Consider the following 23,893-nt stretch of genomic DNA (forward strand, 5'->3'; position numbering starts at 1 on the left):
GCACGATGATCGAGGTTCAGGATTTGGGCAAAAGCTTCACGCTGCACAATCAGGGCAGCGCGGTGATCCCCGTTTTGGAGGGCGCTGGCTTTGTGGTCGCGCCCGGCGAATGCGTCGCGCTGACCGGGGCGTCGGGGGCGGGCAAATCCACCGTGATGCGCATCCTCTATGGCAATTACCTGGCGCAAGCGGGCCGGGTGGTGATTGGCGGCGTTAACCTGACGCAAGCCGAGCCGCGCGATATCCTGACACTCCGGCGTGAGACGCTTGGCTATGTCAGCCAGTTCCTCCGCGTCGTCCCCCGGGTGCCAACGCTGGAGGTTGTGGCCGAACCTTGCCTGGCCATTGGCATGGACGAGCACGATGCCTTTGACCGTGCCCGGGATTTGTTGGCGCGGCTGAACATCCCCGAACGGCTCTGGTCGCTTTCGCCCACCACCTTCTCGGGCGGGGAGCAACAGCGGGTGAACATCGCGCGCGGCTTTGCCCATGGCTATCCGGCGCTTCTTCTGGACGAGCCGACTGCCAGCTTGGACCCGGAAAACCGCGCGGTGGTGCTGAGCCTGATCGAGGAGGCGAAGGCCCGCGGCGCGGCGATTGTCGGCATCTTCCATGATGCACCGGCCCGCGCCCGGATTGCCGATCGGGAGATTGATGTCAGCGCCTTCACCCCAAGGCAGGCCGCATGACACAAGGACGGTTCATCGCGGTCGTTGGCCCCTCGGGCGTTGGCAAAGACAGCGTGATGGAGGCGCTTTGTGCAGCCCGGCCTGATCTCTATCGGGTGCGCCGGGTGATCACCCGCGCCGCCGAAGCCGGCGGCGAAGATTATGAGCCGGTCAGCCGAGAGATGTTTCAGACCCGCGTCGCCAACGGCGATTTCGCGCTGCATTGGGAGGCGCATGGTCTGTCATATGGTATCCCATCTGGCGTCGCCTCGCGCCTGAGCGCGGGCCAAGACGCCTTGGCGAACCTGTCCCGCAGCATGTTGGGCACGGCGGCCAGCGTGTTTGCCGAGGTGCATGTGTTGTCGATCACCGCATCGCCAGAAGTTCTGGCGCAGCGTTTGGCGGATCGCGGACGAGAGACGCCAGCGGATGTTGCTGCCCGGCTGGCCCGGACCGCACCACCAATGCCGCAGGGCGTTCGCGTGACACAGATCAACAATAGCGGCGCACTCGCCGACAGCGTCGCCACGGCACTTGCCGCGCTTTACCCGGCCAAGGTGTAGCGGTGGATGAGATGAAACCGTCCATCCTCCGCCTCGCCCATCAAGGCCAGAGTGTCGATCACGTAGGGCCGTTCCAGAACCGGCGCGAGATGATCCGACAGACGCGCGGCCAAGGCATCGGCCTCCACCTCGGGCAAGCGACCGCTGAGCGTCAGGTGGAAGCGGAACTCCTCCAACACGTAAGGATAGCCCCAGGCGGCCAGCATCGCCTCCTGCCGGGCGTTGAGGCCGGATGTGCGACGGCGCGCCAGTTCGGCCTCGGTCGGCGGCGCACGGAAGCGGTCCAAACCTTTCACGACCGCGCCTGCGAGCGCAGCCAGGTCCGGCGCGGGGCCGTCGGGCACCAGCGCCACAAACCCGCCCAAGCGCCGCACGGTCAGACCGGGAAGCTCAACTGGGGCGAGGCTGGCAAGCAAAGCCGCCGCCGCGTCTTCCAGAGCCGCCCGCGTGGTTCCCTCCGCCAAACGGAACGGCGGCTTGATCGTGCCGTGAAAGCCGTATTTGCGGGGCGTCGCTGTCAACTCTGCAACCGGCCTGGGCAAATCGTCCAACATCGGCTGCGCCACCTCTTGCCCCGAAACGGCATCCCAACCCAACCAGGCCGCCCCCGCATCGTAAAGCGCCCCTTGCGGCAATACATAAATCGCGTAACGGGTGAATGCGGTCATCGTTTTGCCCCTTGCCTACTTGATCGGAGACTATCGCCATGCCAGATGCGGTGATCCTTGCCAATGCCACCCTGGTTCTGCCCGAAGAGACCCTGACCGGTCATCTGCGGTTCGAGAATGGTGAAATCACAGATGTGGTCGCGGGCAGTGCCGTGCCTAAGGGCGCAGTCGATTGCGGCGGCGATATCGTCGCGCCCGGGCTGATTGAACTGCACACAGACAATCTTGAGCGGCATCTCCGCCCACGTCCCCGTGTCGACTGGCCACATAATGCGGCGATTGTGGCCCATGATGCAGAGCTTGCGGCAACCGGCATTACAACCGTGTTCGATGCGATCCGTGTCGGGTCGCTGGAAGGGAGTATCAGCACCGGATGGACGCGGTATGCCCGGAAAATGGCCGATGAAATCCTCGCCATGCGCACAGCGGGCGCGCTGAAGATCAGCCATCATCTGCACCTGCGGGCTGAGATCTGCTCGCACAGCTTGATCGAGGAGTTGGATGGGTTCGGCCCGGATGATCGGGTTGGAATTCTCAGCTTGATGGACCACACGCCGGGGCAACGGCAGTTCGCCGATCTCACCCAATATGAAGCCTATATGCGGGGCAAACACGGGATCAGCCAAGAGGCGTTTGAAGCCCATGTCATTGAGCGGACGGCATTGGGCGCAAGAGTCCGCGCCCCGCATGAGGCCGCCGCGGTGGAGGCCGCGCAACGCTATGGCGCGGTTTTGGCCAGCCATGACGACACCACCGTTGATCACGTGGCCGTCTCGGCGGCGCATGGCATCCGCTTGGCCGAGTTCCCGACCACGATGGAGGCCGCCCGCGCCTGCCGCCAGAATGCAATCGCGGTGATGATGGGGGCGCCGAACCTGATCCGAGGCGGCTCGCATTCGGGCAATGTGGCCGCTGAAACCCTCGCTGAGGCAGGCCTCTTGGACATTCTGTCGTCGGATTATGTCCCCGCCGCGCTGCTTTATGCGGCGATGAAGCTGGGCACGCTCTGGGGGGATATGTCCCGCGCCATGGCGACGGTCACCTCCGCCCCCGCCAAAGCGGCGGGGCTGATGGATCGCGGCATGATCGCGCCCGGCAAACGCGCCGATTTGATCCGCTTTGCGCAGGTCGGCGATGTGCCTGTTCTGCACGGTGTCTGGTCGAATGGCACGCGCGTGGCTTGATCTAGCAAGCAAGCCCTTCGCCTTCCAAATAGGCCATCGCGGCGGGGATATCGGTCACCTGGCGCAGCTCCAGCACAAGATGCGGCTTAACGGGAAGCGCGGCCAGAGCACGGAACACCTGATGCCAGTTGATCGTACCCTGCCCCGGCGCCCAATGCCGGTCGGCATAGCCATCGGCATCCTGCAAATGCACATGGTCCAGCATCGCGCCCGCTTGGCTCACGAAATAATCGACGGGCGGTGCCCCTGTGGACCCGTGGGCGTAGTGCGCATGGCCGGTATCAATTGAGAGCTTCACGACGTCCGAGCCGAAGCTTTGGGCCAGCTCAAGCCGATCGCCGGGGGCGATATCCTCGATATTCTCTATGACCAGGGTCACGCCCTGGGCCGCCGCCCGGTCCACCACCGGGCGCATCACAGCATGGACCTGCGCGATCTTCCGCTCCCGCGCCGAGGGGCTGTTGCCGACCCGTGGGTTGTTGTTGAAATTATTGTAATCCCAGGTGGTATAGGGTGAATGCACCACCATCTGCGTTGCACCAAGCGCGGCACAAATCTCCAGCCCGGTCAGGAACCGTTTGGTGATAAGCGGCGCGATCTCCGGATCGTCATTGTCGATTGGCACGCCGATAAACGGCCCATGGATGCCAAGCCGCCCCTCGAACCCGTCGAGCAGCGATTTCGCCTGATCCACACGCGATTGCCAATCGCCAAGCAGAAGCTCGGTTGCAAAGAAGTCCTGAATTTCAAGATCGCGCTGCCCGTCGATCAACCAATCGCGATAGTGGGGCAGATCGGCCACCATCAAGGCAGCGCCAATTTGAAGCGGGTCCATCGCTGTCGCTCCGCTCAAAAGACCTGCCGCCCGGCGCGCCATGCGGCGGTGACGACGGGCTGACCATCCGTGACACGCACCGCCACCAGATCGGCGCGCAACCCCTCCGCGATCCGCCCACGGTCCGTGAGGCCGGTCAACTCGGCGGGGGCGGTGCTCACCATGGCAATGGTTTGCGACAGATCGTAGGGCAGGTCCGGATCCGCCGCGATGGCAAAGGCCGCATCCAGCGGGCTACGCGGGATGTAGTCGGAGGCCAGCACGTCAACGAGCCCCTCGGCCAGAAGCTTTTTGACCGCCACATTGCCCGATTGCGACCCACCGCGCAGATAGTTCGGCGCACCGGCCACAATCGCCTGGCCCAAGCCGCGCGCATGGCGCGCCGCCTCGATGGTGGTTGGAAACTCGGAAATGCGGATGCCTTCGGCCTGGGCCTGATCCACATGCGCCAAAGTCCGGTCATCATGGGTCATCAACGGCACACCCTCCGCCTTGGCGGCGGCGATCACATGAGCGCGGACTTCGGGGCCGAAGCGGGTGGAGCGTTCGAAGAGCTCCTTCATCCGCGCGCGGCCCTCGTCTTCGCCGACCTCCATATCGCGGATCATGTGCCAGAACCATTTCTCGATATCCGGGCTTTGCCGGTCGCCGGGCGTGTGATCCATGACCGAGATCAGTTGCGCGATTTCGCGTCCGATGGTGGCATCGACCAGACCGAAGGTGGCGGGGTCGGAAATCTCGCAGCGCATATGCAAGATGTGCTCCGCCCGGAACATACCCGCGCGCTGTCCCTCTTCCATCGCTTCGATCAATGGAACGAGGATTTCCCGGCGCTCCGGCTTCTGCATCGCGGCACCGACGGACAGACTGTCGAACACGGTTGTGGTGCCGCCAGAGATGACCACCGCATCATGCGCCATCAACGCTGGTAGAAAGGCCCATTGCACGGAGGTCCGGGGATGCACATGCGCCTCGACATGATCGGTATGGAGATCGACGATCCCCGGGATGAGGATTTGCCCGGTCAGATCTTGCCCGCCCGTGACGGTCGCGCCGATCTCGGCGATCTTTCCATCGTCGATCATCACCCCGCCTTCGACGAGACCATCGGGCGTGACCAGCGTGGCATTGCTCAACAAAAGCGGGCGGTTTGCGGGGGCATCGAACATCGCATGCGCATCCTTATCGGGGGTGATTGAGCGCGGGCACGCGCATTCTGGCCCTGTCTTGAGCGTGCTTGTGTAACGGGCCGGTGCAGCTCTGATGATAGTTTCATGACATCGGCAGCGGAGGGGTTTCAGAACCCCAATAGGCACGCCTAGGGTCGCGCCAAACATCCCTCAGACCGCGAGACCGCCATGGCCCAGAAACAGCTCAGCGAACGTCCAAGCATTCATCCCGACGCCGAGGTGGCCGCCGATGTCTCCCTCGGCCGTTGGACCGAGGTTGGGCGCCGGACGCAAATGAAAGCCAGCGAGATGGGGGATTACTCCTATATCACCGAGGATGGTCATGTGATCTGGACCACGATTGGCAAGTTCTGTTCCATCGCCAATGGTGCGCGGATCAACCCGGGCAATCACCCGACATGGCGGGTGTGTCAGCATCACGCGATCTATCGCGCCGCCGCCTTCGATCTGGGCGAGGATGACACGGAGTTCTTCGAGTGGCGTAAGGAGAATTGGGTGACGCTTGGCCATGACGTCTGGCTTGGTCACGGGGTGACGGTGACCGCTGGCGTGACCATAGGTACGGGCGCCGTGATCGGCGCGGGCGCTGTGGTGACTAAAGATGTGCCGCCCTATACGATTGTCGGCGGTGTTCCGGCCCGCGAAATCCGTCGCCGTTTTACCGAAAAACAGGGCGAAGCGCTGATGGACATCGCCTGGTGGGATTGGACCCATGATGAATTGCGCGCCGGTTTGCCCGATTTCCGAGCGCTCGATATCGACGCCTTTATTGAGAAATACCATCCGGGCTAGGCCCCGCACGAACCAGCTTACCCGTGAATCTCTGGCCTCCTCAGCGGTTTACGTCCGTTTCCGCGGAGTTGTCGAATTGCCGGTTACGAAGGTTTAACAATTTCGTCGCCTAACCGTCACTGTCCCAGCCTACCCCACGGCGTGCATCTTGGGGACCAGGGCTCAACAGAGGACAGCCCTGGCTCTGAACATCAAAAGCGTTCAGGACGGGACTAGATCATGTTCAAAACCACACTCAGCGTCGCCATTATCGGCGCCACGGCCCTCACCTCCACCGCAGCTCTCGCGCAAGACGCCGATTGGCGCGACGAAGTTCCAGTGTTCCGCGTTGGCATCCTTGGCGGCGAAAACGAAGCCGACCGTCTGCGGGAGCACGCGTGTCAGCAAGCTTACCTCGAAGAGCGGCTCGGCGTGCCGGTCGAGCTCTTCCCCGCCTCTGACTATGCGGGCGTCATGCAAGGCCTTCTGGCCGGTCAGCTTGAGTTCGCAGGCTTGGGATCTTCGGGCTATGCTGGCATCTCGCTGCAAGACCCCGACGCGGTTGAGCCGCTTTACACGACCATGCAGATCGACGGCTCGCTCGGCTATTACTCGGTGATGTATGCGCGCGCCGATAGCGGCATCGAGAGCCTGGCCGATATGGAAGGCCACAGCCTCGCCTTCGCCGATCCGAACTCCACCTCGGGCTACCTGGTGCCGTCTTACGAGTTGGCCGCCGAGGAAGGCCTGAATTTCGAGGAGTTTTTCTCCGAAACCGGCTTTGGCGGTGGTCATGAACAAGCCGTGGTTGCGGTTCTGAACGGTCAATATGATGCGGGCGTCACCTGGACTTCCGGCGTTGGCGACATTGCCGAAGGTTATAGCCGCGGCAACCTGCGCTCGATGGTCGACAAAGACATGCTCGATATGTCGGAGATTCAGATCATCTGGCAATCGAACCTGATCACCAACGGCCCCCGCGTGATCCGCTCCGACCTGCCGCAAGAACTCAAAGACTTGGTCATGGGTGCGATGATGCAGCTTCAGGTCTCCGACCGGGACTGCTTCGACGCGATCAACGATGGCGAATCCATGGGCTATTGGCCGATCAATCATGAGTTCTATGAGCCGATCATCAACATGCGCCGTGAGCTTCAGGGCGACCGTTAAGCAGACCTAAAAGATACCGGGGTCGGGCGCTTTGCCCGGCCCTTCTTTTTTGTATGTCAGCCCGCGCCATTTCCGACCGGGACAGCCGGAACCGCCAGGGCCCTTCCACCACAACAGCAGGGGGCACCCAATCATGCTGAAACTAGAGAAATTGACCCGTCGGTTTGGCGAGACCGCCGCCGTTGATAACGTGACGCTCGACATCCCAGATGGCCAGATGGTGGGCATCATTGGCCGCTCTGGCGCCGGGAAATCGACCCTGCTGCGCCTCTTGAACCGGCTCACCGACCCTTCGGAAGGGCAAATCCTCTTTGGCGACACGGATATTGCGCAGTTGAAAGGCCGGGCCTTACGTCAATGGCGTTCGGACTGCGCCATGATTTTCCAGCAGTTCAATTTGGTCGGTCGCCTTGATGTGTTGACCAATGTTCTGACCGGTCGGCTTTTCGATCTGCCCGGTTGGCGCGCATTGGCCCAAGTCTACACGCCACAAGAGCGCGCCTTCGCGGTTCAAGCGCTCGACCGGCTGACCATGGCCCACACCGCGTTGCAACGCGCCGAAACCCTCTCCGGCGGGCAGCAGCAGCGCGTCGCCATCGCCCGCGCCTTGGCGCAGGAACCGAAGATTTTGCTGGCCGACGAGCCGATCGCCTCGCTGGATCCGCTCAACGCAAAAGTCGTGATGGATGCGCTCCGCACGATCAACCAGCAGGACGGGATCACCGTGATCTGCAACCTGCACACGCTCGACACCGCCCGCGACTATTGCGACCGGATCATCGGCATGCAGGCCGGCCGCGTCGTATTTGACGGCACGCCAGCGCAACTCACACACGGCATGGCCCGCGATATCTATGGCGCGGAAGCCGACGAAGCGCTGAACGAGGGGGCCACATCCACCAATCTCGCCGCCCGCCGTCCGGCCGAACCCGCGCACGCCTTGGTCTGACGGGGGCGACAATGAGCGATCAAACCGCACTCGGGGCCGTTGGGCTCTTTGAAAAACATCGGGCCGAACTCAAGGCCTCCAAACGCACGATGAACCTGATCATGCTGGCGGCTTTCTTGGTCTGTTTGGCATTGTCAGTCTATATCAGCCAATTCTACCCTGAGCGGCTGGCCAATGGCATCCCGCGGATTTTCGAGTATTTCGGCACCATTATCCCCAACCTGCAATGGGAGGTGCTGTTCGAAGGGCGCACCGAAGATGGCCGCGCCGTCGCAGGGTCAATCACCTATTGGTACACGGATTTCTGGACCTATGTGACGCTGATCTGGGAGACGATCCTGATGGCGATCACCGCCACGTTGATCGGAACCGCAGTGGCCTTCGTGCTGAGTTTCCCGGCGGCGGCGAACCTCGCCCCGAATAGCTGGATCTACTGGATCTCGCGCCGGTTCCTGGAAATCTGCCGCGGCATCCCCGAGATTCTTTTGGCCCTGGTCTTTGTCTTCATGATCGGGATCGGCCCGCTGGCCGGGGTCATCGCCATCGCGATTCACTCGGCGGGCGCGTTGGGCAAGCTCTTCGCTGAGGTCAATGAAAACGCCTCCGCGCGCCCCGTGGAAGGCATCACCGCGGTCGGCGGCACCTGGGTGCAAAAGATGGCCTATGGCGTCGTCCCGCAAGTCACGCCGAATTTCGTCAGCTACGCGCTGCTACGGTTCGAGGTGAATGTCCGTGCCTCTTCGATCATCGGCTTTGTGGGGGCGGGTGGCATCGGCCAGGAACTCAACCGCGTCATCAGCTTCTATTCCGATGACCGGGTTTTGGCCGTGCTGATCCTCGTCGTTCTGATGGTGACGTTGATCGATCTGCTCAGCGAACGCCTGCGTTTGGGCTATATCGGCCGGGAGAATTTCGCATGACTTTGGCCACTGTTTCTGCCGTCTCCGACGCCGAGATTGCCGCAATTCGGGAGAGCCATCCGGGCGTGTTCGACACGCCGGGCAAGCTGATCAAACGGTGGGGCCTTTGGGTTGTTGCCATCGCCTATGTGCTCTGGTCGCTCTGGTTTTTCGACATCGCCCGGTTCTTCGAGACCTCAGACCGCGTCTTGGCGCTACTCCGCGCCTTCGTGGTTTGGGAAGACATGGCAACCTGGCAATACGCGAATATCTATCGCGGCATCGCCGAAACCCTCGCCATGGCCTTTCTCGGCACGCTTCTGGGCACCCTGGGCGCGCTTGTCGTGGGCTTTCTGGCCGCGCGCAACATCGTCACCTTCGCCCCCTTGCGACAATTGGTGCGGCGCTTCCTCGATATCCTGCGCGGAATTGATCAACTGGTCTGGGGTCTGGTGTTTGTGCGCGCGGTCGGGCTTGGCCCGCTAGCCGGCGTCTTGGCGATTTTCGTCAGTGACCTCGGGACGCTGTCCAAGCTCTATTCAGAGGCGATCGAGAATATCGACCGCAAACAAGTTGAAGGCGTGAAATCAACCGGTGCCGGGCCGATCCAGGTGATCCGCTATGGGTATCTGCCGCAGGTTCTGCCGGTCTTCATCTCGCAATCGCTCTATTTCCTGGAGAGCAACACTCGCTCCGCCACGATCCTTGGCATCGTCGGCGCTGGCGGAATCGGGATGATCATTATCGAGCGGTTCCGGGCGTCGCTCTATGACCAAGTGGCCTTCGTGGTGCTGAACGTGTTGATCCTGATCTTCGCCATCGATTGGCTGTCGAAACGGGTCCGCACCTGGGCGATTGGCGCGCAGCAGGACTAAGGCGCCCCTGCTTCGAGATGGCCTGTTCCGATAAGATCGGAACGGGCCATTTTCGGTTTGTCGCCAAGACCGGCAAACTGCACGCAAGACCAACATATGAAGCGCAAAATCTAGGCTGCCCACTCCGCATCAGTTGACGGTGCGTTCAATTCTGCCGATGATCCGGCAAATTGCCTTATCAAAGGATGCATCATGCGCGACGCGCTCGACCGCCGGATTATCACGGAACTTCAGCACAACGCCCGCGCCGCGACCTCTGAGATTGCCGCGCGCCTCGGCGTCGCGCGTTCCACGGTTCATGAGCGGATCGCCCGAATGGAGCGCGATGGCACAATCACCGGCTATTCGGTCGTTCTGGGACAGAACCCTGGTGACGAAACCGTGCAAATCTTGATGTTATTGGAGATCAGGCAACAAGATACGCGAAAAATCCTCGACCGGCTCACCCATTTCCCCGAGATCAAAATCTGCCTGTCGATCAATGGTGAGTTCGATCTCTTCCTCACTGCAGAGGCCCCCAGGATTGAGGATTTGGACCTCTTGATTGACGAACTTGTCGAAATTCCGGGTGTACTGCGCACCAAAACCTTCGTCGTCTTCGGCCGGAAGTTTGACCGCCGCTATAGCGAGACAGCGGCCCGGATTTTACAACAATCCGCAGCCATCGCCTGACATATCGTGAAACCGCCCGACAAATCGTCGGCCCGCTCTTCGATTTTCGTCAGTTTGCCCTCTACGCGCCCGACAGGCTCCGCGCTGAACTGGGGTTAGCGAACAGACAAAGACGAGGAGAGCTCAATGGCGCGTTGGACGGTAGGCATTGTGGGTGCGGGCAAGATTGGGCGCATGATTACGGCACTCCTCAAAACCTCCTCGCACTATGACATTCGGGTCATTGATCACGACACAGAGAGCCTGGCCCAAATCGGAACGCCTGGCGTTCAAGTTCTGCAAGCCGATGTCACCGATGCCCCGGCCCTGACGCAAGCGCTCACCGGCTGCGACGCGGTGATCAGCGCGGCGCCGTTCTTCCTGACGCCTGCGATTGCGACTGCCGCCAAAGCCGCAGGCGCGCACTACTTCGATCTGACCGAAGACGTGGCCGCGACCGACGCCGTGCGCGGCTTGGCCGAGGGCGCAAACACAGCCTTCATGCCGCAATGTGGCTTGGCCCCCGGCTTTGTTGGGATCGCGGGCGCCGATCTGGCCGCACAATTCGATGAGCTCGACACGCTGTCACTCCGCGTGGGTGCCTTGCCGCTCTATCCAACCAACGCGCTGAAATACAATCTCACCTGGTCCACCGATGGGCTGATTAACGAATATCTCAATCCTTGTGACGCCCTGCTTGACGGGCAGCCGGTCAAGCTTGCACCGCTGGAAGACCTGGAAATCATTGGCCATGATGGTGTTGAATACGAGTGTTTCAACACCTCGGGCGGACTCGGCACCCTGTCGGAAAGCCTTGCGGGCAAGGCGCGGCGGGTGTCCTATCGGACGATCCGCTACCCAGGCCATCGCGATATCATCAAGCTGCTTCTGGATGATCTGGGCCTCGCGCGCCGCCGCGACCTTCTAAAAGAAGTCTTCGAAACCGCCCTGCCCCGGACCAAACAAGACATGGTCTTGGTCTATTGCACGGCAACCGGCATCCGCGACGGGGTGTTCACCGAACGCTCTTATATCAACAAATCCACCGCCCGAGAGATCGCTGGCAAGACCTGGAGCGCCATTCAAGTGACCACCGCCGCCGGTGTCACCGCCGTCGTCGATCTGATGCGGCAAGGCCGCTTGCCTCGGGCCGGATTTGTTGGCCAAGAACAGGTGGGGCTGTCGGATTTTCTCAGCACCGAGTTCGGCGCGCTTTACGGGCCGGGCACGGTGACCGCTTTGGATACCGCCGCTTAAACCGCTGGCATCTGTTGCGTCGCGCAATGGATGCCGCCACCCACCTCGCCCACCGGATCAACCTCCAGCATAACGATCTCGCGCCCAGGATAGAGCCGCGCGAGGGTCGCCTCCGCTTCGGCGTCGGTTTCTGCATCGCCAAACTGCGCCGCAATCACCGCGCCGTTGCACACATAATAGTTCACGTAAGAGGCGACAAAATCATCCGAGGTCACACGCGTATCCCAAGGCTCCGGGATCACGACCATCTCCAACGGGCGCCCCTCTGCATCGGTCGCAGCGGCGAGGATGTCATAGGTTTCAAATGCTGCACGAGACCACGGGTCCCCCCGCCGCGGGGCCTCCGGCATCTGGATCACCACCTTGCCCGGCTCGGAAAATCGCGCAAGCGAGTCGATGTGGTAATCGGTGATATCCGCCCCCACGACGCCAGGTGCCCAGATCATTTTACGCGCGCCCAGAACCGATAAGAGCCGCGCCTCGATCTCCTCTCGGCTCAACCCTGGGTTCCGGTTATCGATCACCCAGGAGCTTTCATGCGCGATCAAAGTGCCATCGCCGTCGCTTTCCAGCCCGCCCGCTTCCCCCACGACACCGCTCTCAATCAACGGCAAACCGAGCCGATCCGCGACTCGCGCGGCGATCTCGCCATCATGCGCATGAGTCTGTTTCCCGCCCCACCCGTTGAAATTCAGCTGAGCCACAGCGAGGTCGCCCGCCGCATTGCGTAGAAACACCGGCCCGGAATCGCGGCACCAGAGATCATCGGTTGGGATATCCCAAATCTCCACGGCGTCGGACAGCATCCGGCGCGCCTGCGGCGCGAACCGGGCCTCCATCAACATCACCACCGGCTCAAAATCGGCGATCGCGTTGGCGATATCCGCGATCGATTGTTGCAGCATCTCAAGGAAAACCCGATCGGGATGTACCTCGCGGTTCACCGGCCATTGCATGAAACTGCGCTGATGCGGCTCGGCCTCTTCTGGCATCCAGAACCCATTTGCCCGCACAACCTCATCCCCCAATGCATACCGCCCGAGGAGACCCGCCGCGACACCGCTTGCCAAAAACACCCGTCGCTGCATGACGCCTCCCTCTCCGCGGCCCATCTCGCCAAGGTGCGGCCAGCCTGTCAAAGAAAAACGCCGCGCGAAGCAGGGTTCGCGCGGCGTCTCAATTGTCTTTCGGGCGTGTGGCTTACGCCTCTTCGTTTGCCTCTTCGGTCGCCTCTTCGCCGGCTTCGGCCTCGGTGGCCTCGCCCTCATCGGCATTGTCGGCGGAGACCAAGCTGGACGGTGCCGTCAGGTTGGCAATCACGAAATCACGGTCGATGATCGGCCGCGTGCCTTCCGGCAAGCTGATCGCGCTGATCGTGATCGTGTCGCCCACGTTCAGACCGGCCAAATCGACCACCAGCTTCTCGGGGATATCGCCTGCAGTGACCATCAGTTCCACTTCGGGACGCACAACGGTCAACACGCCACCGCGCTTCAGGCCGGGCGCCTCATCCTCGTTGATGAACTCAACAGGAATGAAGAGGTTGATCCGCGTGTTGCGGCGCAGGCGCATGAAATCCACATGCGTCGGCAGGTCTTTGACCACATCGCGCTGCACGTTCCGGCAGATCACGCGCACATCGTCCTGGCCCTCGACCTTCATGTTGAAGAGCGTCGAGAGGAACCGGCCTTGCTTCAGCCGCTTCAGCAGAACGTTAAAGGGGATGTTGATTGGCAGCGGATCTACGCCACCACCATAAACGATACCGGGCACTTTGCCTTCACGGCGTGCTTGACGAGCGGCCCCCTTGCCTGTCCCCGTCCGTGCCTCGGCTTCGAGATCAGGAATCTCACCAGCCATTGCTATTCTCCATCAATGTAAACTGCGGCTGCCTCCAAGGGTGTCGGGCCGCGAGAAGCCGTGCGTATAGGGCAGATCGCCAGATTTGAAAAGGTGATTCTCCATTTGACGGCTTGTGCCGTTTCGCGGCCCGTGTCATGCGCGATTTTATGTCTGTTCTGACCGCCCTCCACCTGTCTCGTCGCGCCGCGCTTGGGTTCGTGGCGATGGGGTTGTTATGGGGCAGCTTTGCCGCCTTGGTGCCCGTGCTAAAGGCACAGATCGGGGCGGATGATGCGCTCTTCGGACTTTTGCTTTTAGGCAGCCCGATCGGGCTTCTGGCAACGCTCTGGCTGGCGCCGATATTCGACCGCCGCATGGGCGCATTCTCACTTCCAATGGCAACGCTGGTCGTTGCGGTCGCCTATTTGGTGCCCGGCCTGGCGGGGACGGCGACCGTATTTCTGTTGGCAATGGTCGGTCTGGGCCTTGGGTCGGGGCTTCTCGATATCGTCTCCAACGCGCGGGTCTCGGAACTGGAGGCGCGGCACAATCGCTCTTTGATGAATGCCAATCATGGCATGTTCTCCATCGCCTATGCGCTCAGCGCCATGGCAACCGGCCTGGCCCGCGAGGCCGGGTTTTCCGCCGCCGCGATTTTCACTGCCCTGGCGCTGGTGGTGGCGCTTCTGAGCCTTGGCATGCGGACCGAAGTGACACAGGTTTCCGAGGCCGAGCGGAGAGCGGTGCGTCTGCCCTGGGCGATTGTGCTGCTGTGCGGCGGGATCGTTTTGACGGCGTTCTTTGTCGAGGCCGTGGTGGAAAGCTGGTCCGCGCTTCATATCGAGCGCACCCTTGACGGCCGCGCGGCGGAGGGCGCTTTCGGGCCAGCAATCCTGGGGCTGACCATGGCGCTTGGGCGGTTTTCAGGTCAAGCCATCACCGGTCGCTTCGACGATGTCTCGATCATCACGCTTGGTGCCGTCATGGCCTGCACCGGCGCGTTTCTGGCCGCCATCGCGGGCGGGCCGCTCCTGGCCTATATCGGCTTCGGCATCATTGGGCTTGGCGTCTCAGTTGTGGGGCCGATGGCCTTGGCGCTTGTGGGCCGTCTGGTGCCCCCCGCGCATCGCACATCGGCCGTCGCTTGGGTCAATGTGATGGGCTTCGCCGCCTTCCTGTTGGCGCCGATCGTGATGGGGCAAGTGTCCGACGCCTATGGGCTCCGCGTAGCGTTTGCCGTGGTGGGCGGGCTGGCCTTGATCGCGCCGATCCTCGCGCTATTGCTGCGCTCACGGCAGGCGCGTCACGCCCAATCGCCGTGAAAATCCTTGGGCACAAGCAGATCATGTTTGCCCAGATTGGCCACATCCCGCTCGCCGCAAAGCGCCATGGTCACGTCCAGTTCTTTATGGATGATCTCCAGCGCTTTGGTCACGCCCGCCTCCCCCATGGCCCCAAGACCATTCACAAAGGCCCGCCCGATATAAGTGCCCTTGGCCCCCATCGCGAGCGCCTTCAACACGTCTTGGCCTGAACGGATACCGCTATCGAGGTGGATTTCGACTTTGTCACCTACGGCCTCCACAATCGGCTCCAGCATCTTGATCGAACTGAGCGCGCCATCCAATTGCCGCCCGCCATGGTTCGACACAACAATCGCATCGGCCCCGACCTCTGCGGCCTTGATCGCGTCCTCAACATCCAAAATCCCTTTCAGGATCACCTTGCCGCCCCACATCTTGCGGAACTGTTTGATCCGTTCCCAGTCGAGCGAGGGGTCGAAGGCTTCGGCCGTCCAGGAGGCCAGTGAGGATGGATCGCTCACCCCCTTTGCGTGGCCCACGATATTGCCGAAAAAGCGGCGCTTGGTGCCAAGCATTTCCAGACCCCAAGGGACTTTCGTGGCCAGATTGGCCATGCTTTTGACGGTGAATTTTGGCGGGGCGGAGAGGCCATTTTTCAGATCCTTGTGGCGCTGCCCCATGATCTGCAGATCGACCGTGATGACAATGGCGGAACAGTTCGCCGCCCGCGCCCGATCAAACAGGCGCTGCATGAACTCGTCGTCTTTCAACGTGTAAACTTGGAACCAGAACGGTTTCGACGTATGCGCCGCAACGTCTTCGATGGAACAGATCGACATGGTGGAGAGGCAAAACGGCACGCCAAATTTCTCCGCCGCGCGGGCCGCTTTGATCTCACCATCGGCGCATTGCATCCCCGTCAGTCCGACTGGTGCGAGACCCACCGGCATGGAGACATCCTCACCAATCATCTGGCTGGCGGTAGAGCGTCCCGCCATATCCACCGCGATGCGCTGGCGCAGCCGGATCAGATCGAAATCGGAGCTGTTCTCGCGGAAGGTCTGCTCGGTCCAACTGCCGGATTCCGCATAATCGTAGAACATCCGCGGCGTGCGGCGCTCATGCAGGCGGCGCAGGTCTTCGATCTCGGTAATAACGGGCATCGGCTCCCCTTCCGGCACGTATTGGTCAAGAAGGGTTACCAATGCGCTGGATTTTAGGCAATGCGGCGAAGTGATACCGCCCGTTGCGCTAGGCCCGATGCGCGCCGTCCGCGAGGGATTTGACGAAATCAAGGACCTCAGACACGGGTTTTCCCGCCGCAATCTCAGACACAATTGCCGAGCCCACAACCGCACCATCGGCTACGCTGGCGATGGACTCCGACGCCTCAGGCGTCTTGATCCCAAAGCCAACAATCACCGGTAGATCGGTCTGCGCCTTGATCCGAGCGACCTCTGGGCCGACATCGCCCGCTTGCGCGTCGGCTGCGCCGGTGATGCCGGTGATCGACACGTAATAAACAAAGCCCGAGGTGTTTTGCAGGACTTTGGGCAAGCGCGCATCATCGGTGGTCGGCGTGGCCAGGCGGATGAAGTTCAACCCCGCCTTCTGCGCCGGGATGCAAAGCTCATCATCCTCTTCTGGCGGCAAATCGACCACGATAAGCCCATCAATCCCCGCCGCTTTTGCATCGGCCAGAAACTGATCAACACCGCGATTATAGATCGGGTTGTAATAGCCCATCATCACAATTGGCGTCCTGTCATCCTCTTTACGCAGTTCGCGCGCCATTTGCAGGGTCTTTTCAAGCGTCTGCCCGGCCTCCAGCGCGCGTTGCCCGGCCAGTTGGATCGTCGGTCCATCGGCCATCGGGTCGGTGAAAGGCAAGCCCAGTTCGATGATATCCACACCTGCGCTTGGCAGGCCCTTCACGACCTCAAGCGATGTCTCATAATTCGGATCGCCCGCCATCACATAGGCCACAAAGGCTTTCTTGCCCTCTGCATTGAGCCGCGCAAATGTGTCGTCGATCCTGGTCATGGGCCGTCCCTCAGCGATGTCCTCGCGCGGGTTTGGGCCATGTGGCGCAGGAAATCAATGGGCACCGGGAAACAGGCGCCTTCCGTCCGGGTATCGCGATAAATTCGGCGCGGTCAGGAGATGTGTTCGTTGGTGGAGATCATCCAGTTGATCCCGAAGCGATCCCGCAGTGTTCCAAAGCCGGGTGTCCAGAAGGTCTCGCCATAAGGCATCCTAACTTCACCGCCCTCCGCCAGCTTCTCGAAGGCCACGCGGCCCTCTTCGGCGGTCGGAAAGGCCATATGGATCGAACTGCCCTGCATCGCTTCTGCATCGCCGAACATATCGTCGGAGGCGAAAATCGCGCCGCCGCCCTCGAATTGCAGGCCGGTATGCATGACCCAGTCTTCTTTACCGTGCGGCACCTCGAAATCGGGCGCATCGCCCGGTTTCATCATCATATCGATCTCGCCGCCAAAGACGTCGGCATAGAATGTCATCGCCTCCCGGCAGGTGCCCTGGAAGGTCAGATAGGGAATCGGGGTCATAATGGGCCTCTTCGCACGCGTTTCGAATGGTGCTGTTCTAGCACATTTGCGATCAACGCGGCGCGGTTTGTCGCCAGAAGCGGACGGAGAGCAAGACCGCCACCAATCCGATACCGGTGCCATAGCCCGCCCAAACCCCGATCGCGCCATAACCCATCGGGAAGCCGATCACATAGGCGGCGGGCAGCGCCAGCGGCCAATAGCTGATCAGCGTCATCGCGGTCGGCACGCGGTTATCCGACATGCCCCTGAGCGCGCCAAGCGTGCTAGACTGTATCCCATCGGCCACCTGCACCAGGGCCGCCACAATGAAGAGGCCCACGGCGAGGTCCACGACGGCCTGATCCTCCGTCAGCGCTTCGGACATGGCGCGCCCCCCGAAGATATAGAGCGCTGTGATGGCAAGCATCCACAAAGTGATGATCCAGAGCGCCGCGCTCAGGATCGGACGCAACCGGGCGCGTTCCGACCTGCCGACGGCGAAGCCGATCCGGATCGACACCGCGCTCGCCATGCCAAGCGGGATCACATAAAACACGCCGCCAATGGCATTCACCACCTGGTTCGCGGCCAGTTCAACCGCGCCAAACCAGCCGAGCATGATACCGAGAAAGGCGTAAGCCCCGCCCTCGCCCGCATAGCCGATACAGATCGGCAGGCCCTCGCGGTAAAGCGATTTGATCCGCGCCCAAGTGACTGGCACCACCTGACGATAGGCCGCAAGATCTGGCGAGCGGCGCCAGAACATCCAGGCAACGACAAGCGATGCGAGGCTGGACAACACACTGGCAATACCCGCGCCCACCAGCCCCATACCAACCTCATGGATCAGCCCGTAGTTCAGCGGAACGTTCACCACCACGCCGAGATAGGAGATCGCAACACCGGTCCAAGGCCGCCCAACCGTGTCGAAAAGCGTCTTGAAGGCGAAGAACATTAGGATCGGCACCAGCCAAATCGCCATGCTGATCCAATAGGGCAAGAGGATCGCCAACACTTCCGGCGGCTGGTTGAGCCAGGTCAGAAACGGGAACGCGACGAGCATCAACGCTCCAGCCCCGGCCGCGCCAATAGCACAGAGTGCCAGACCGTTGCGCAGATGTGCGGACACTTCTTTGGCGTCATCCGCGCCATGGGCCTGCGCAATCTCCACCCCAATCACGGTCACAAGACCCCAAAGGGCCGAGATCATGATGATCAGAAACGCGGTGGTGATCCCGGCGGCGGCCAGCGGCACGGTGCCCAATGGGGCAATCATGACCGTATCGACCACGCCAATCAGCGTGGCCGCCGCGAAGGCGATCATCAGCGGCATCGACAGCCGGATAAGCGGCATCACCTCAGCACGGGTGCCACCATCCGACGGCACGGGGCCGGGTTTGGTTTGCTCGATAACCGACATGGGTCTGACTTGCTGCGCACCCGGCGGGCGCCCGGTTTGCGCGAAACGGCGTCTCCTCAGCCACGCGAGGGCAGCCCAAAGGGGCCTGCGCGCGCGACACTACCTTGGGAAAGGCCCGAGTCAAGATCGCGATCGGCTTGACGGGCAGGCTCCTGCCAAACTAGATGCGCGGCGATATTCACTTGCAAAACACGGGGCCGGTCATGGGTTTTAAAATGGGCATTGTTGGATTGCCGAATGTGGGCAAATCCACGCTGTTTAATGCACTGACCCGGACGGCGGCGGCGCAAGCGGCGAATTTCCCGTTCTGCACGATTGAGCCCAATGTCGGCGATGTGGCGGTGCCGGACACGCGGCTCGACCAGCTGGCCGCGATTGCAGGCTCGAAGCAGATCATTCCGACTCGGATCACCTTTGTCGATATCGCCGGTCTGGTGAAAGGCGCGTCGAAGGGCGAAGGCTTGGGCAACCAGTTTCTGGCCAATATTCGCGAAGTCGATGCCATCGCCCATGTGCTCCGCTGTTTCGAAGATGGCGATGTGACCCATGTGGATGGTCGGATTGACCCGATTGCCGATGCCGAGACCATCGAGACCGAGTTGATGCTGGCCGATATGGAAAGCATCGAGAAGCGGATGCAGAACATCGTACGGAAGGTTCGTGGGGGCGATAAGGAAGCGGTTCAGCAGGAGCGCCTGCTGAAAGCCGCTTTGGCGATGCTGGAAGACGGCAAACCCGCACGGATGGTCGAGGTTGATGCCGAAGACGCCAAGGCCTGGGAGATGCTGCAACTTCTGACCACCAAGCCGATCCTCTATGTTTGTAATGTCGAGGAAGATGCCGCCGCTGAGGGCAATGCCCAATCGGCCCGCGTGGCGGAAATGGCCGCCGAGCAAGGCGCGGCGCATGTGGTAATCTCCGCCCAGATCGAGGAGGAGATCAGCCAGCTCGACGCCGACGAGGCCGAGATGTTCCTGAGCGAAATGGGACTGGAGGAAGCCGGGCTCGACCGGCTGATCCGCGCCGGTTACGCGCTTTTGGACCTCGAGACCTATTTCACCGTCGGCCCCAAAGAGGCCCGCGCCTGGACCATCACCGCGGGCACCACGGCACCAAAAGCCGCGGGCGTGATCCATGGCGATTTCGAGAAAGGCTTCATCCGCGCCGAGACAATTGCGTATGAGGACTTCGTAACACTCGGAGGTGAACAACCGGCGAAAGACGCCGGCAAAATGCGGGCGGAAGGCAAGGGCTACACCGTCAAAGACGGCGACGTGCTGCATTTCCTGTTCAACACTTAGACGGTGCGCACAGGATCTAGTCAGGTAAGTTAGCGCCGGGGCCACACAAATTGATCAGTATCGGTCAGCACGTTGCGCAGGTAGTGTTGCCAGCCCTATTCAGCCAGATAGATCAGCGCTTAGGTTGTATCGCATTGGGCCCTAAGCCGACGCCACCCATCAATCTAATTGCCCAAGGCGGAGAACGTCTTCGTATTTGATCTTGTGACCCGCCCCTGGACCCACTAAACGGGTCGACGGAGACGTGGCCGAGTGGTCGAAGGCGCTCCCCTGCTAAGGGAGTAGGCCCGGAAGGGTCTCGAGGGTTCGAATCCCTTCGTCTCCGCCATTTACGGCTAAAATTCTGATATAAAACGACAACAGCTTTCGAGAAGGCCGAAATCCGTGCCTGGTTCAGTGTGGGCAAGGATGGCCACCATAACCATGGCTGGTTACACGCGAGCGGGTCATCGCGAGACCAGAACTGTCAGAATCCAAGCTTCTGAATATGGCGGGCGCACTGAGCTAAAGTGGTCCGATCGCATCCGGACCACCGAAAACAGCCCACACAAAACAGATTACTGAAGCTGAGGCGATTAGACTCAAGCGATGGTCGACGCAGCTGCGTTCTTATTCGCCGCACGCATCGCTGCACTGGGCAGCCAGTTTTGAAGGGACCCAGTGAGCGGCGAAGACAACCGCCTTTTAACCAGAGCCTGCCGACCCGCAGACGAAACGATGTGTCGAACCCGTCGCGAAAACTTCACTTATCGGAAGCACCATCCGGCGGATCATCATAAACCGACCAACCATATTCGCTAGCGCTATCCGGCAACTGATCTTTACGCAGGTTCCGCGCCAGATAGGCCTTGGCGATGAAGTTCGCGGTGATCGGCGCGGTCAAGAACAAGAACACCGAGATTAGGAGTTCGTGCACCGAAATATGCCCGGTTTCCGCGTAGAAGAAGATCAACGAGGCGGCCAAGACGCCGCCGACGCCAAGCGTCGTGGCCTTGGTTGGCGCGTGCAAACGCTGCACGGTGTCTTTCAGCTTCACGAGGCCATAGGACCCGACGAAACCAAAAAAGCCGCTGACCACGAGGGAGAGGGCAATAAGGAGTTCTGCGATAAAGCTCATGAGTGACCTCACTCAATAATGTCGCCGCGCAACAGAAAGCGGCAATAGGCGACGGTGGAGACGAACCCGACCATGGCGATCAGCATTGCGGCTTCGAAATAGATCGCGGTGCCACGCCATACGCCGTAAAGCACCAGAAGCGCGATCACATTGATCACCATGGTGTCGAGCGCAAGAATGCGATCGGCGGCGTCGGGGCCCACGGCAATGCGCCAGAGATCGAGTAGCAGGGCCACGCCGTAGCATCCGGCGGCGAAAAACAGAGCATATTCGATCATGGAAAAATCTCCTTCAATCGCCGTTCATAGCGGGATTTGATCTCGTCACGGACGCTGTCCGGGTCATCGGTGTGGAGGCAGTGAACAAGGACGCAGCCGCCATCGGCGGACAGGGTCGCCGAGACGGTGCCAGGGGTCATGGTGATGGTGCCCGCCAGGACCGTTATCGCTTCGGCAGAGGTCAGTTCCAGCGGGACCGGGATCCATTTCGAATGGATTGTCCGCTCGCGCCGGAACAAGATGATCATCGCGACCTGCACATTGGCGACGATGATATCCCAGAGCACGACCAGGCAGTATTCGACGATCTTCAATGGCCGGGCGAGTTTCGGGCGGTCCGGCCAGTAGGCGGCGGTGACCATGGGAACGATCAAGCCAATCGCACTTCCCAGAATGAGATTGCCGAGCGTGAAGGTGTTGACGAGGCCAATCCAGACCAAGACCAACGTGAGGCTCAGGAGTGGATGGGGGATAAGACGGGTCAGCATGGATCAGCCCTCCTCGCCTGGATTGAGAACCGCCGCAACATAGCCCTCGCGGTCGAAAAGCTGTGCTGAGGTGTCTTCGAGATAGGCCGACACGGGTCCGGCGAAAGCGGCTAACAGGGCCAGGACCGCGAGGGTCAGCATGCTCGGCGCCAGTTGCATCGGAGTGGCCCGGATAGGCTCCGGCGCGTCGTGCACGGTGATGGCCTCCGGGTCCGGCTCCGGCACGGGCGTGGCGGTGGATTTCCAGAAGAGCGCGCTGCCAGCCCGCGCGAACCCAACCATGGTCAGGAGAGAGCCGACCAGGATCGCCGACCAGGCCCAAGGCATCGCGCCGGGTGCGCGAAGGGCATCAAGCACCAAAAGCTTGCCCAGGAACCCGCTGAGCGGTGGCATGCCCGCCATACCAATCGCGGCGGCGAAGAAAAGCGCCGCGAAAAGGCCATTTTGCACGGTCGCGGGCATTGGCGTCAGCGTGTCGGCCTCTCGTTGCGTGACCACCAAATCGGCGATCAGGAACAGGCACGCCGCGGCGAAGGTGGAATGTACCATATAGTAGAGCGCCGCGGAGGTCGCGGTGGGCGAGAAGGCGGCGACTGCCACAAGGAGCGTGCCCATCGAGCCAACCACGGAAAAGGCGATGAGCGGCATCAGACGCCGCGCGCCGAGCACGCCGAAGGCCCCGACTGCGATGGTGACGATCGCGGCGGGGAATAGCCAAGTGCCCGCCAGCCCCTCGGTTCCGCCGCTGCCTGGGCCGAAGGCGGTGGTGTGGACCCGCAGGATTGCATAGGCCCCGACCTTGGTCATGATTGCGAACAGCGCGGCCACCGGCGCAGGGGCGTTTGCGTAAGTCGCGGGCAGCCAGAACTGCACCGGGAAGAGCGCGGCTTTCACGGCGAAGACGATCATCAGGAGGATCGCCGCCACCCGCACCAGAGCGGCCTCTTCTACGGGAATCTCCGGGATGCGCGCAGCGAGATCGGCGATGTTAAGCGTGCCGGTCGAGGCGTAAAGCGTGCCGAGCGCAAAGAGGAAGAGCGTGGAGCCCGCGAGGTTCATCACCACATATTGCAGGCCCGCGCGCATCCGCTCGCGCCCGCCGGAATGGATCATCAAGCCGTAAGACGCGATCAACAGCACCTCGAAAAAGACGAAAAGGTTGAAAATGTCACCAGTCAGGAACGCGCCGCAAATCCCCATAAGCTGAAACTGGAAGAGGGCATGGAAATGCCGCCCGCGCGCATCCCACCCTGTTGTGATCGCGTGGATCAGAACGATCAGCGCCAGCACCGCCGTCAACAGAACCATCAAGGCGGACAGGCGGTCGAGCACCAGGACGATCCCGAAGGGCGCGGGCCAGTCGCCGAGCCGGTAGATATGCGTCGTACCGTCGGCCGCCATGCCGGTAAGCCCGATGGCAATCGCCAGAAGCAAAACGGTGCCGGTGAGCGAGGCCGCACGCGCCAAGGTCATGTCGTGGCGCATGACAAAGCCGATCAGCGGCGCAAGAAGGGCCGGTAGAACCACCGGTAGAATAATCCAGTGCATCATGCTTGGTCATCCTTCGCCGGCTCGGCCTCGTCCTCGGGCGCGATGTCAATCCGGTCGCTCTCGGCCTCGAGATACGCGGCCAGCCCGATCATCACCAGCACCGCCGTCATCCCGAAAGAGATCACGATGGCGGTCAGAACCAACGCCTGGGGCAGCGGGTCGGTATAGCTGGCTTCGCCATAGCGCGACAGGATCGGTGACATGTCGATGGCCAACCGCCCGCTTGCGAACAGGAAGACGTTGACCGCATAGGACAAAAGCGTGATGCCCAGGATCACCGGGAAGGTCCTGAGCCGCAGCAGGAGGTAAACCCCGCCCGCCGTCAAAACGGCAATCGTGCTTGCAACGATAAGCTCCATC

At 61.4% G+C, this 23,893-nt stretch carries 26 protein-coding genes and 1 tRNA gene; 13 read left to right on the forward strand and 14 right to left on the reverse strand.

What is annotated here, in order from left to right; genetic code table 11:
* The first annotated feature begins 5 nt into the window (after positions 1 to 5).
* The gene (phnL, locus tag GTF44_RS16810) at positions 6 to 689 is read left to right on the forward strand and encodes a phosphonate C-P lyase system protein PhnL (RefSeq protein WP_171561264.1); all 684 of its coding nucleotides are present in this window, start codon (positions 6 to 8) and stop codon (positions 687 to 689) included.
* Entirely contained in the window at positions 686 to 1,231 is a 546-nt protein-coding gene (gene phnN / locus GTF44_RS16815) for a phosphonate metabolism protein/1,5-bisphosphokinase (PRPP-forming) PhnN (RefSeq protein ID WP_171561266.1), read from the forward strand. Before phnL ends, phnN begins: the two co-directional genes overlap by 4 nt.
* On the opposite strand, the gene GTF44_RS16820 is transcribed toward phnN, so the two are convergent.
* Positions 1,213 to 1,899 carry a DUF1045 domain-containing protein gene (locus GTF44_RS16820; protein WP_171561267.1) on the reverse strand — a complete coding sequence of 229 codons (687 nt, stop codon included), beginning with the start codon at positions 1,897 to 1,899 and terminating at the stop codon, positions 1,213 to 1,215. The genes phnN and GTF44_RS16820 overlap by 19 nt on opposite strands.
* A gap of 38 nt (positions 1,900 to 1,937) precedes the next feature.
* Here GTF44_RS16820 and GTF44_RS16825 point away from each other — a divergent pair, with 38 nt between their 5' ends.
* Positions 1,938 to 3,083, forward strand: coding sequence for an alpha-D-ribose 1-methylphosphonate 5-triphosphate diphosphatase (locus GTF44_RS16825; RefSeq protein WP_171561269.1), 1,146 nt, complete (start codon positions 1,938 to 1,940; stop codon positions 3,081 to 3,083).
* 1 nt (position 3,084) lies between these two features.
* Here the strand turns inward: GTF44_RS16825 and GTF44_RS16830 are convergent, their stop codons facing one another.
* Positions 3,085 to 3,918, reverse strand: coding sequence for a sugar phosphate isomerase/epimerase (locus tag GTF44_RS16830; protein WP_171561271.1), 834 nt, complete (start codon positions 3,916 to 3,918; stop codon positions 3,085 to 3,087).
* 14 nt (positions 3,919 to 3,932) lie between these two features.
* A complete protein-coding gene (locus GTF44_RS16835) occupies positions 3,933 to 5,087 on the reverse strand; it encodes an alpha-D-ribose 1-methylphosphonate 5-triphosphate diphosphatase (protein WP_171561273.1) in 1,155 nt (384 codons plus the stop codon).
* Between the two features lie 189 nt (positions 5,088 to 5,276).
* Between GTF44_RS16835 and GTF44_RS16840 the strand changes: the two genes are divergently transcribed.
* The 7 genes from GTF44_RS16840 to GTF44_RS16870 all read left to right on the forward strand — a co-directional run bounded on the left by GTF44_RS16840 (position 5,277) and on the right by GTF44_RS16870 (position 11,680).
* Positions 5,277 to 5,900, forward strand: a complete 624-nt coding sequence (locus GTF44_RS16840; RefSeq protein ID WP_171561275.1) for a DapH/DapD/GlmU-related protein — start codon at positions 5,277 to 5,279, stop codon at positions 5,898 to 5,900.
* A gap of 219 nt (positions 5,901 to 6,119) precedes the next feature.
* Positions 6,120 to 7,049 (forward strand): phosphonate ABC transporter substrate-binding protein, encoded by a 930-nt coding sequence (phnD, locus tag GTF44_RS16845; protein ID WP_171561276.1) that lies wholly within the window; start codon positions 6,120 to 6,122, stop codon positions 7,047 to 7,049.
* 133 nt (positions 7,050 to 7,182) lie between these two features.
* A complete protein-coding gene (phnC, locus tag GTF44_RS16850) occupies positions 7,183 to 7,998 on the forward strand; it encodes a phosphonate ABC transporter ATP-binding protein (protein WP_171561278.1) in 816 nt (271 codons plus the stop codon).
* A gap of 11 nt (positions 7,999 to 8,009) precedes the next feature.
* Entirely contained in the window at positions 8,010 to 8,918 is a 909-nt protein-coding gene (gene phnE / locus GTF44_RS16855) for a phosphonate ABC transporter, permease protein PhnE (RefSeq protein ID WP_145215500.1), read from the forward strand.
* Entirely contained in the window at positions 8,915 to 9,772 is an 858-nt protein-coding gene (gene phnE, locus GTF44_RS16860; RefSeq protein WP_171561280.1) for a phosphonate ABC transporter, permease protein PhnE, read from the forward strand. The genes phnE (GTF44_RS16855) and phnE (GTF44_RS16860) overlap by 4 nt, the downstream gene beginning before the upstream one ends.
* A gap of 192 nt (positions 9,773 to 9,964) precedes the next feature.
* Positions 9,965 to 10,444 (forward strand): Lrp/AsnC family transcriptional regulator, encoded by a 480-nt coding sequence (locus tag GTF44_RS16865; RefSeq protein ID WP_171561282.1) that lies wholly within the window; start codon positions 9,965 to 9,967, stop codon positions 10,442 to 10,444.
* A gap of 126 nt (positions 10,445 to 10,570) precedes the next feature.
* The gene (locus GTF44_RS16870; RefSeq protein WP_171561283.1) at positions 10,571 to 11,680 is read left to right on the forward strand and encodes a saccharopine dehydrogenase family protein; all 1,110 of its coding nucleotides are present in this window, start codon (positions 10,571 to 10,573) and stop codon (positions 11,678 to 11,680) included.
* On the opposite strand, the gene GTF44_RS16875 is transcribed toward GTF44_RS16870, so the two are convergent.
* Together GTF44_RS16875 and GTF44_RS16880 are read right to left on the reverse strand one after the other, a co-directional pair.
* On the reverse strand, positions 11,677 to 12,768 hold the full coding sequence (locus tag GTF44_RS16875) for an agmatine deiminase family protein (RefSeq protein ID WP_171561285.1): 1,092 nt from the start codon (positions 12,766 to 12,768) through the stop codon (positions 11,677 to 11,679). The genes GTF44_RS16870 and GTF44_RS16875 overlap by 4 nt on opposite strands.
* A gap of 112 nt (positions 12,769 to 12,880) precedes the next feature.
* Positions 12,881 to 13,540 carry a 50S ribosomal protein L25/general stress protein Ctc gene (locus GTF44_RS16880; protein ID WP_171561287.1) on the reverse strand — a complete coding sequence of 220 codons (660 nt, stop codon included), beginning with the start codon at positions 13,538 to 13,540 and terminating at the stop codon, positions 12,881 to 12,883.
* Positions 13,541 to 13,689: 149 nt separating this feature from the next.
* Between GTF44_RS16880 and GTF44_RS16885 the strand changes: the two genes are divergently transcribed.
* On the forward strand, positions 13,690 to 14,844 hold the full coding sequence (locus GTF44_RS16885; protein ID WP_171561289.1) for an MFS transporter: 1,155 nt from the start codon (positions 13,690 to 13,692) through the stop codon (positions 14,842 to 14,844).
* On the opposite strand, the gene GTF44_RS16890 is transcribed toward GTF44_RS16885, so the two are convergent.
* The 4 genes from GTF44_RS16890 to GTF44_RS16905 form a co-directional block, all read right to left on the reverse strand.
* Positions 14,826 to 15,989 (reverse strand): alpha-hydroxy acid oxidase, encoded by a 1,164-nt coding sequence (locus GTF44_RS16890; RefSeq protein ID WP_145215482.1) that lies wholly within the window; start codon positions 15,987 to 15,989, stop codon positions 14,826 to 14,828. The genes GTF44_RS16885 and GTF44_RS16890 overlap by 19 nt on opposite strands.
* Positions 15,990 to 16,077: 88 nt before the next feature.
* Positions 16,078 to 16,869 (reverse strand): tryptophan synthase subunit alpha, encoded by a 792-nt coding sequence (gene trpA, locus GTF44_RS16895; protein ID WP_171561290.1) that lies wholly within the window; start codon positions 16,867 to 16,869, stop codon positions 16,078 to 16,080.
* 113 nt (positions 16,870 to 16,982) lie between these two features.
* The gene (locus tag GTF44_RS16900; protein WP_216365106.1) at positions 16,983 to 17,396 is read right to left on the reverse strand and encodes a VOC family protein; all 414 of its coding nucleotides are present in this window, start codon (positions 17,394 to 17,396) and stop codon (positions 16,983 to 16,985) included.
* 52 nt (positions 17,397 to 17,448) lie between these two features.
* Positions 17,449 to 18,798, reverse strand: coding sequence for an MATE family efflux transporter (locus tag GTF44_RS16905; protein ID WP_171561291.1), 1,350 nt, complete (start codon positions 18,796 to 18,798; stop codon positions 17,449 to 17,451).
* A 203-nt stretch (positions 18,799 to 19,001) separates the two neighbouring features.
* Here GTF44_RS16905 and ychF point away from each other — a divergent pair, with 203 nt between their 5' ends.
* Together ychF and GTF44_RS16915 are read left to right on the forward strand one after the other, a co-directional pair.
* Positions 19,002 to 20,099, forward strand: coding sequence for a redox-regulated ATPase YchF (ychF, locus tag GTF44_RS16910; protein ID WP_171561292.1), 1,098 nt, complete (start codon positions 19,002 to 19,004; stop codon positions 20,097 to 20,099).
* A gap of 238 nt (positions 20,100 to 20,337) precedes the next feature.
* A tRNA-Ser gene (locus GTF44_RS16915) sits at positions 20,338 to 20,427 on the forward strand.
* A 414-nt stretch (positions 20,428 to 20,841) separates the two neighbouring features.
* Here the strand turns inward: GTF44_RS16915 and GTF44_RS16920 are convergent.
* From GTF44_RS16920 to GTF44_RS16940, 5 genes are read right to left on the reverse strand one after another with little or no spacing between them, the layout of a single operon-like run.
* Complete coding sequence (locus GTF44_RS16920; RefSeq protein ID WP_171561293.1) at positions 20,842 to 21,216, reverse strand: Na+/H+ antiporter subunit G; 375 nt, start codon at positions 21,214 to 21,216, stop codon at positions 20,842 to 20,844.
* 8 nt (positions 21,217 to 21,224) lie between these two features.
* Positions 21,225 to 21,494 (reverse strand): K+/H+ antiporter subunit F, encoded by a 270-nt coding sequence (locus GTF44_RS16925; protein ID WP_145215461.1) that lies wholly within the window; start codon positions 21,492 to 21,494, stop codon positions 21,225 to 21,227.
* Positions 21,491 to 21,982 carry a Na+/H+ antiporter subunit E gene (locus GTF44_RS16930; protein ID WP_171561294.1) on the reverse strand — a complete coding sequence of 164 codons (492 nt, stop codon included), beginning with the start codon at positions 21,980 to 21,982 and terminating at the stop codon, positions 21,491 to 21,493. The genes GTF44_RS16925 and GTF44_RS16930 overlap by 4 nt, the downstream gene beginning before the upstream one ends.
* 3 nt (positions 21,983 to 21,985) lie before the next feature.
* On the reverse strand, positions 21,986 to 23,533 hold the full coding sequence (locus GTF44_RS16935; RefSeq protein WP_171561295.1) for a monovalent cation/H+ antiporter subunit D: 1,548 nt from the start codon (positions 23,531 to 23,533) through the stop codon (positions 21,986 to 21,988).
* The gene (locus GTF44_RS16940) at positions 23,530 to 23,892 is read right to left on the reverse strand and encodes a Na+/H+ antiporter subunit C (RefSeq protein WP_171561297.1); all 363 of its coding nucleotides are present in this window, start codon (positions 23,890 to 23,892) and stop codon (positions 23,530 to 23,532) included. The genes GTF44_RS16935 and GTF44_RS16940 overlap by 4 nt, the downstream gene beginning before the upstream one ends.
* Position 23,893: the final 1 nt, after the last annotated feature.

It is taken from the genome of Roseobacter sp. HKCCD6576-2, from assembly GCF_013179285.1.
Lineage (GTDB): Bacteria > Pseudomonadota > Alphaproteobacteria > Rhodobacterales > Rhodobacteraceae > Rhodophyticola > Rhodophyticola oceani.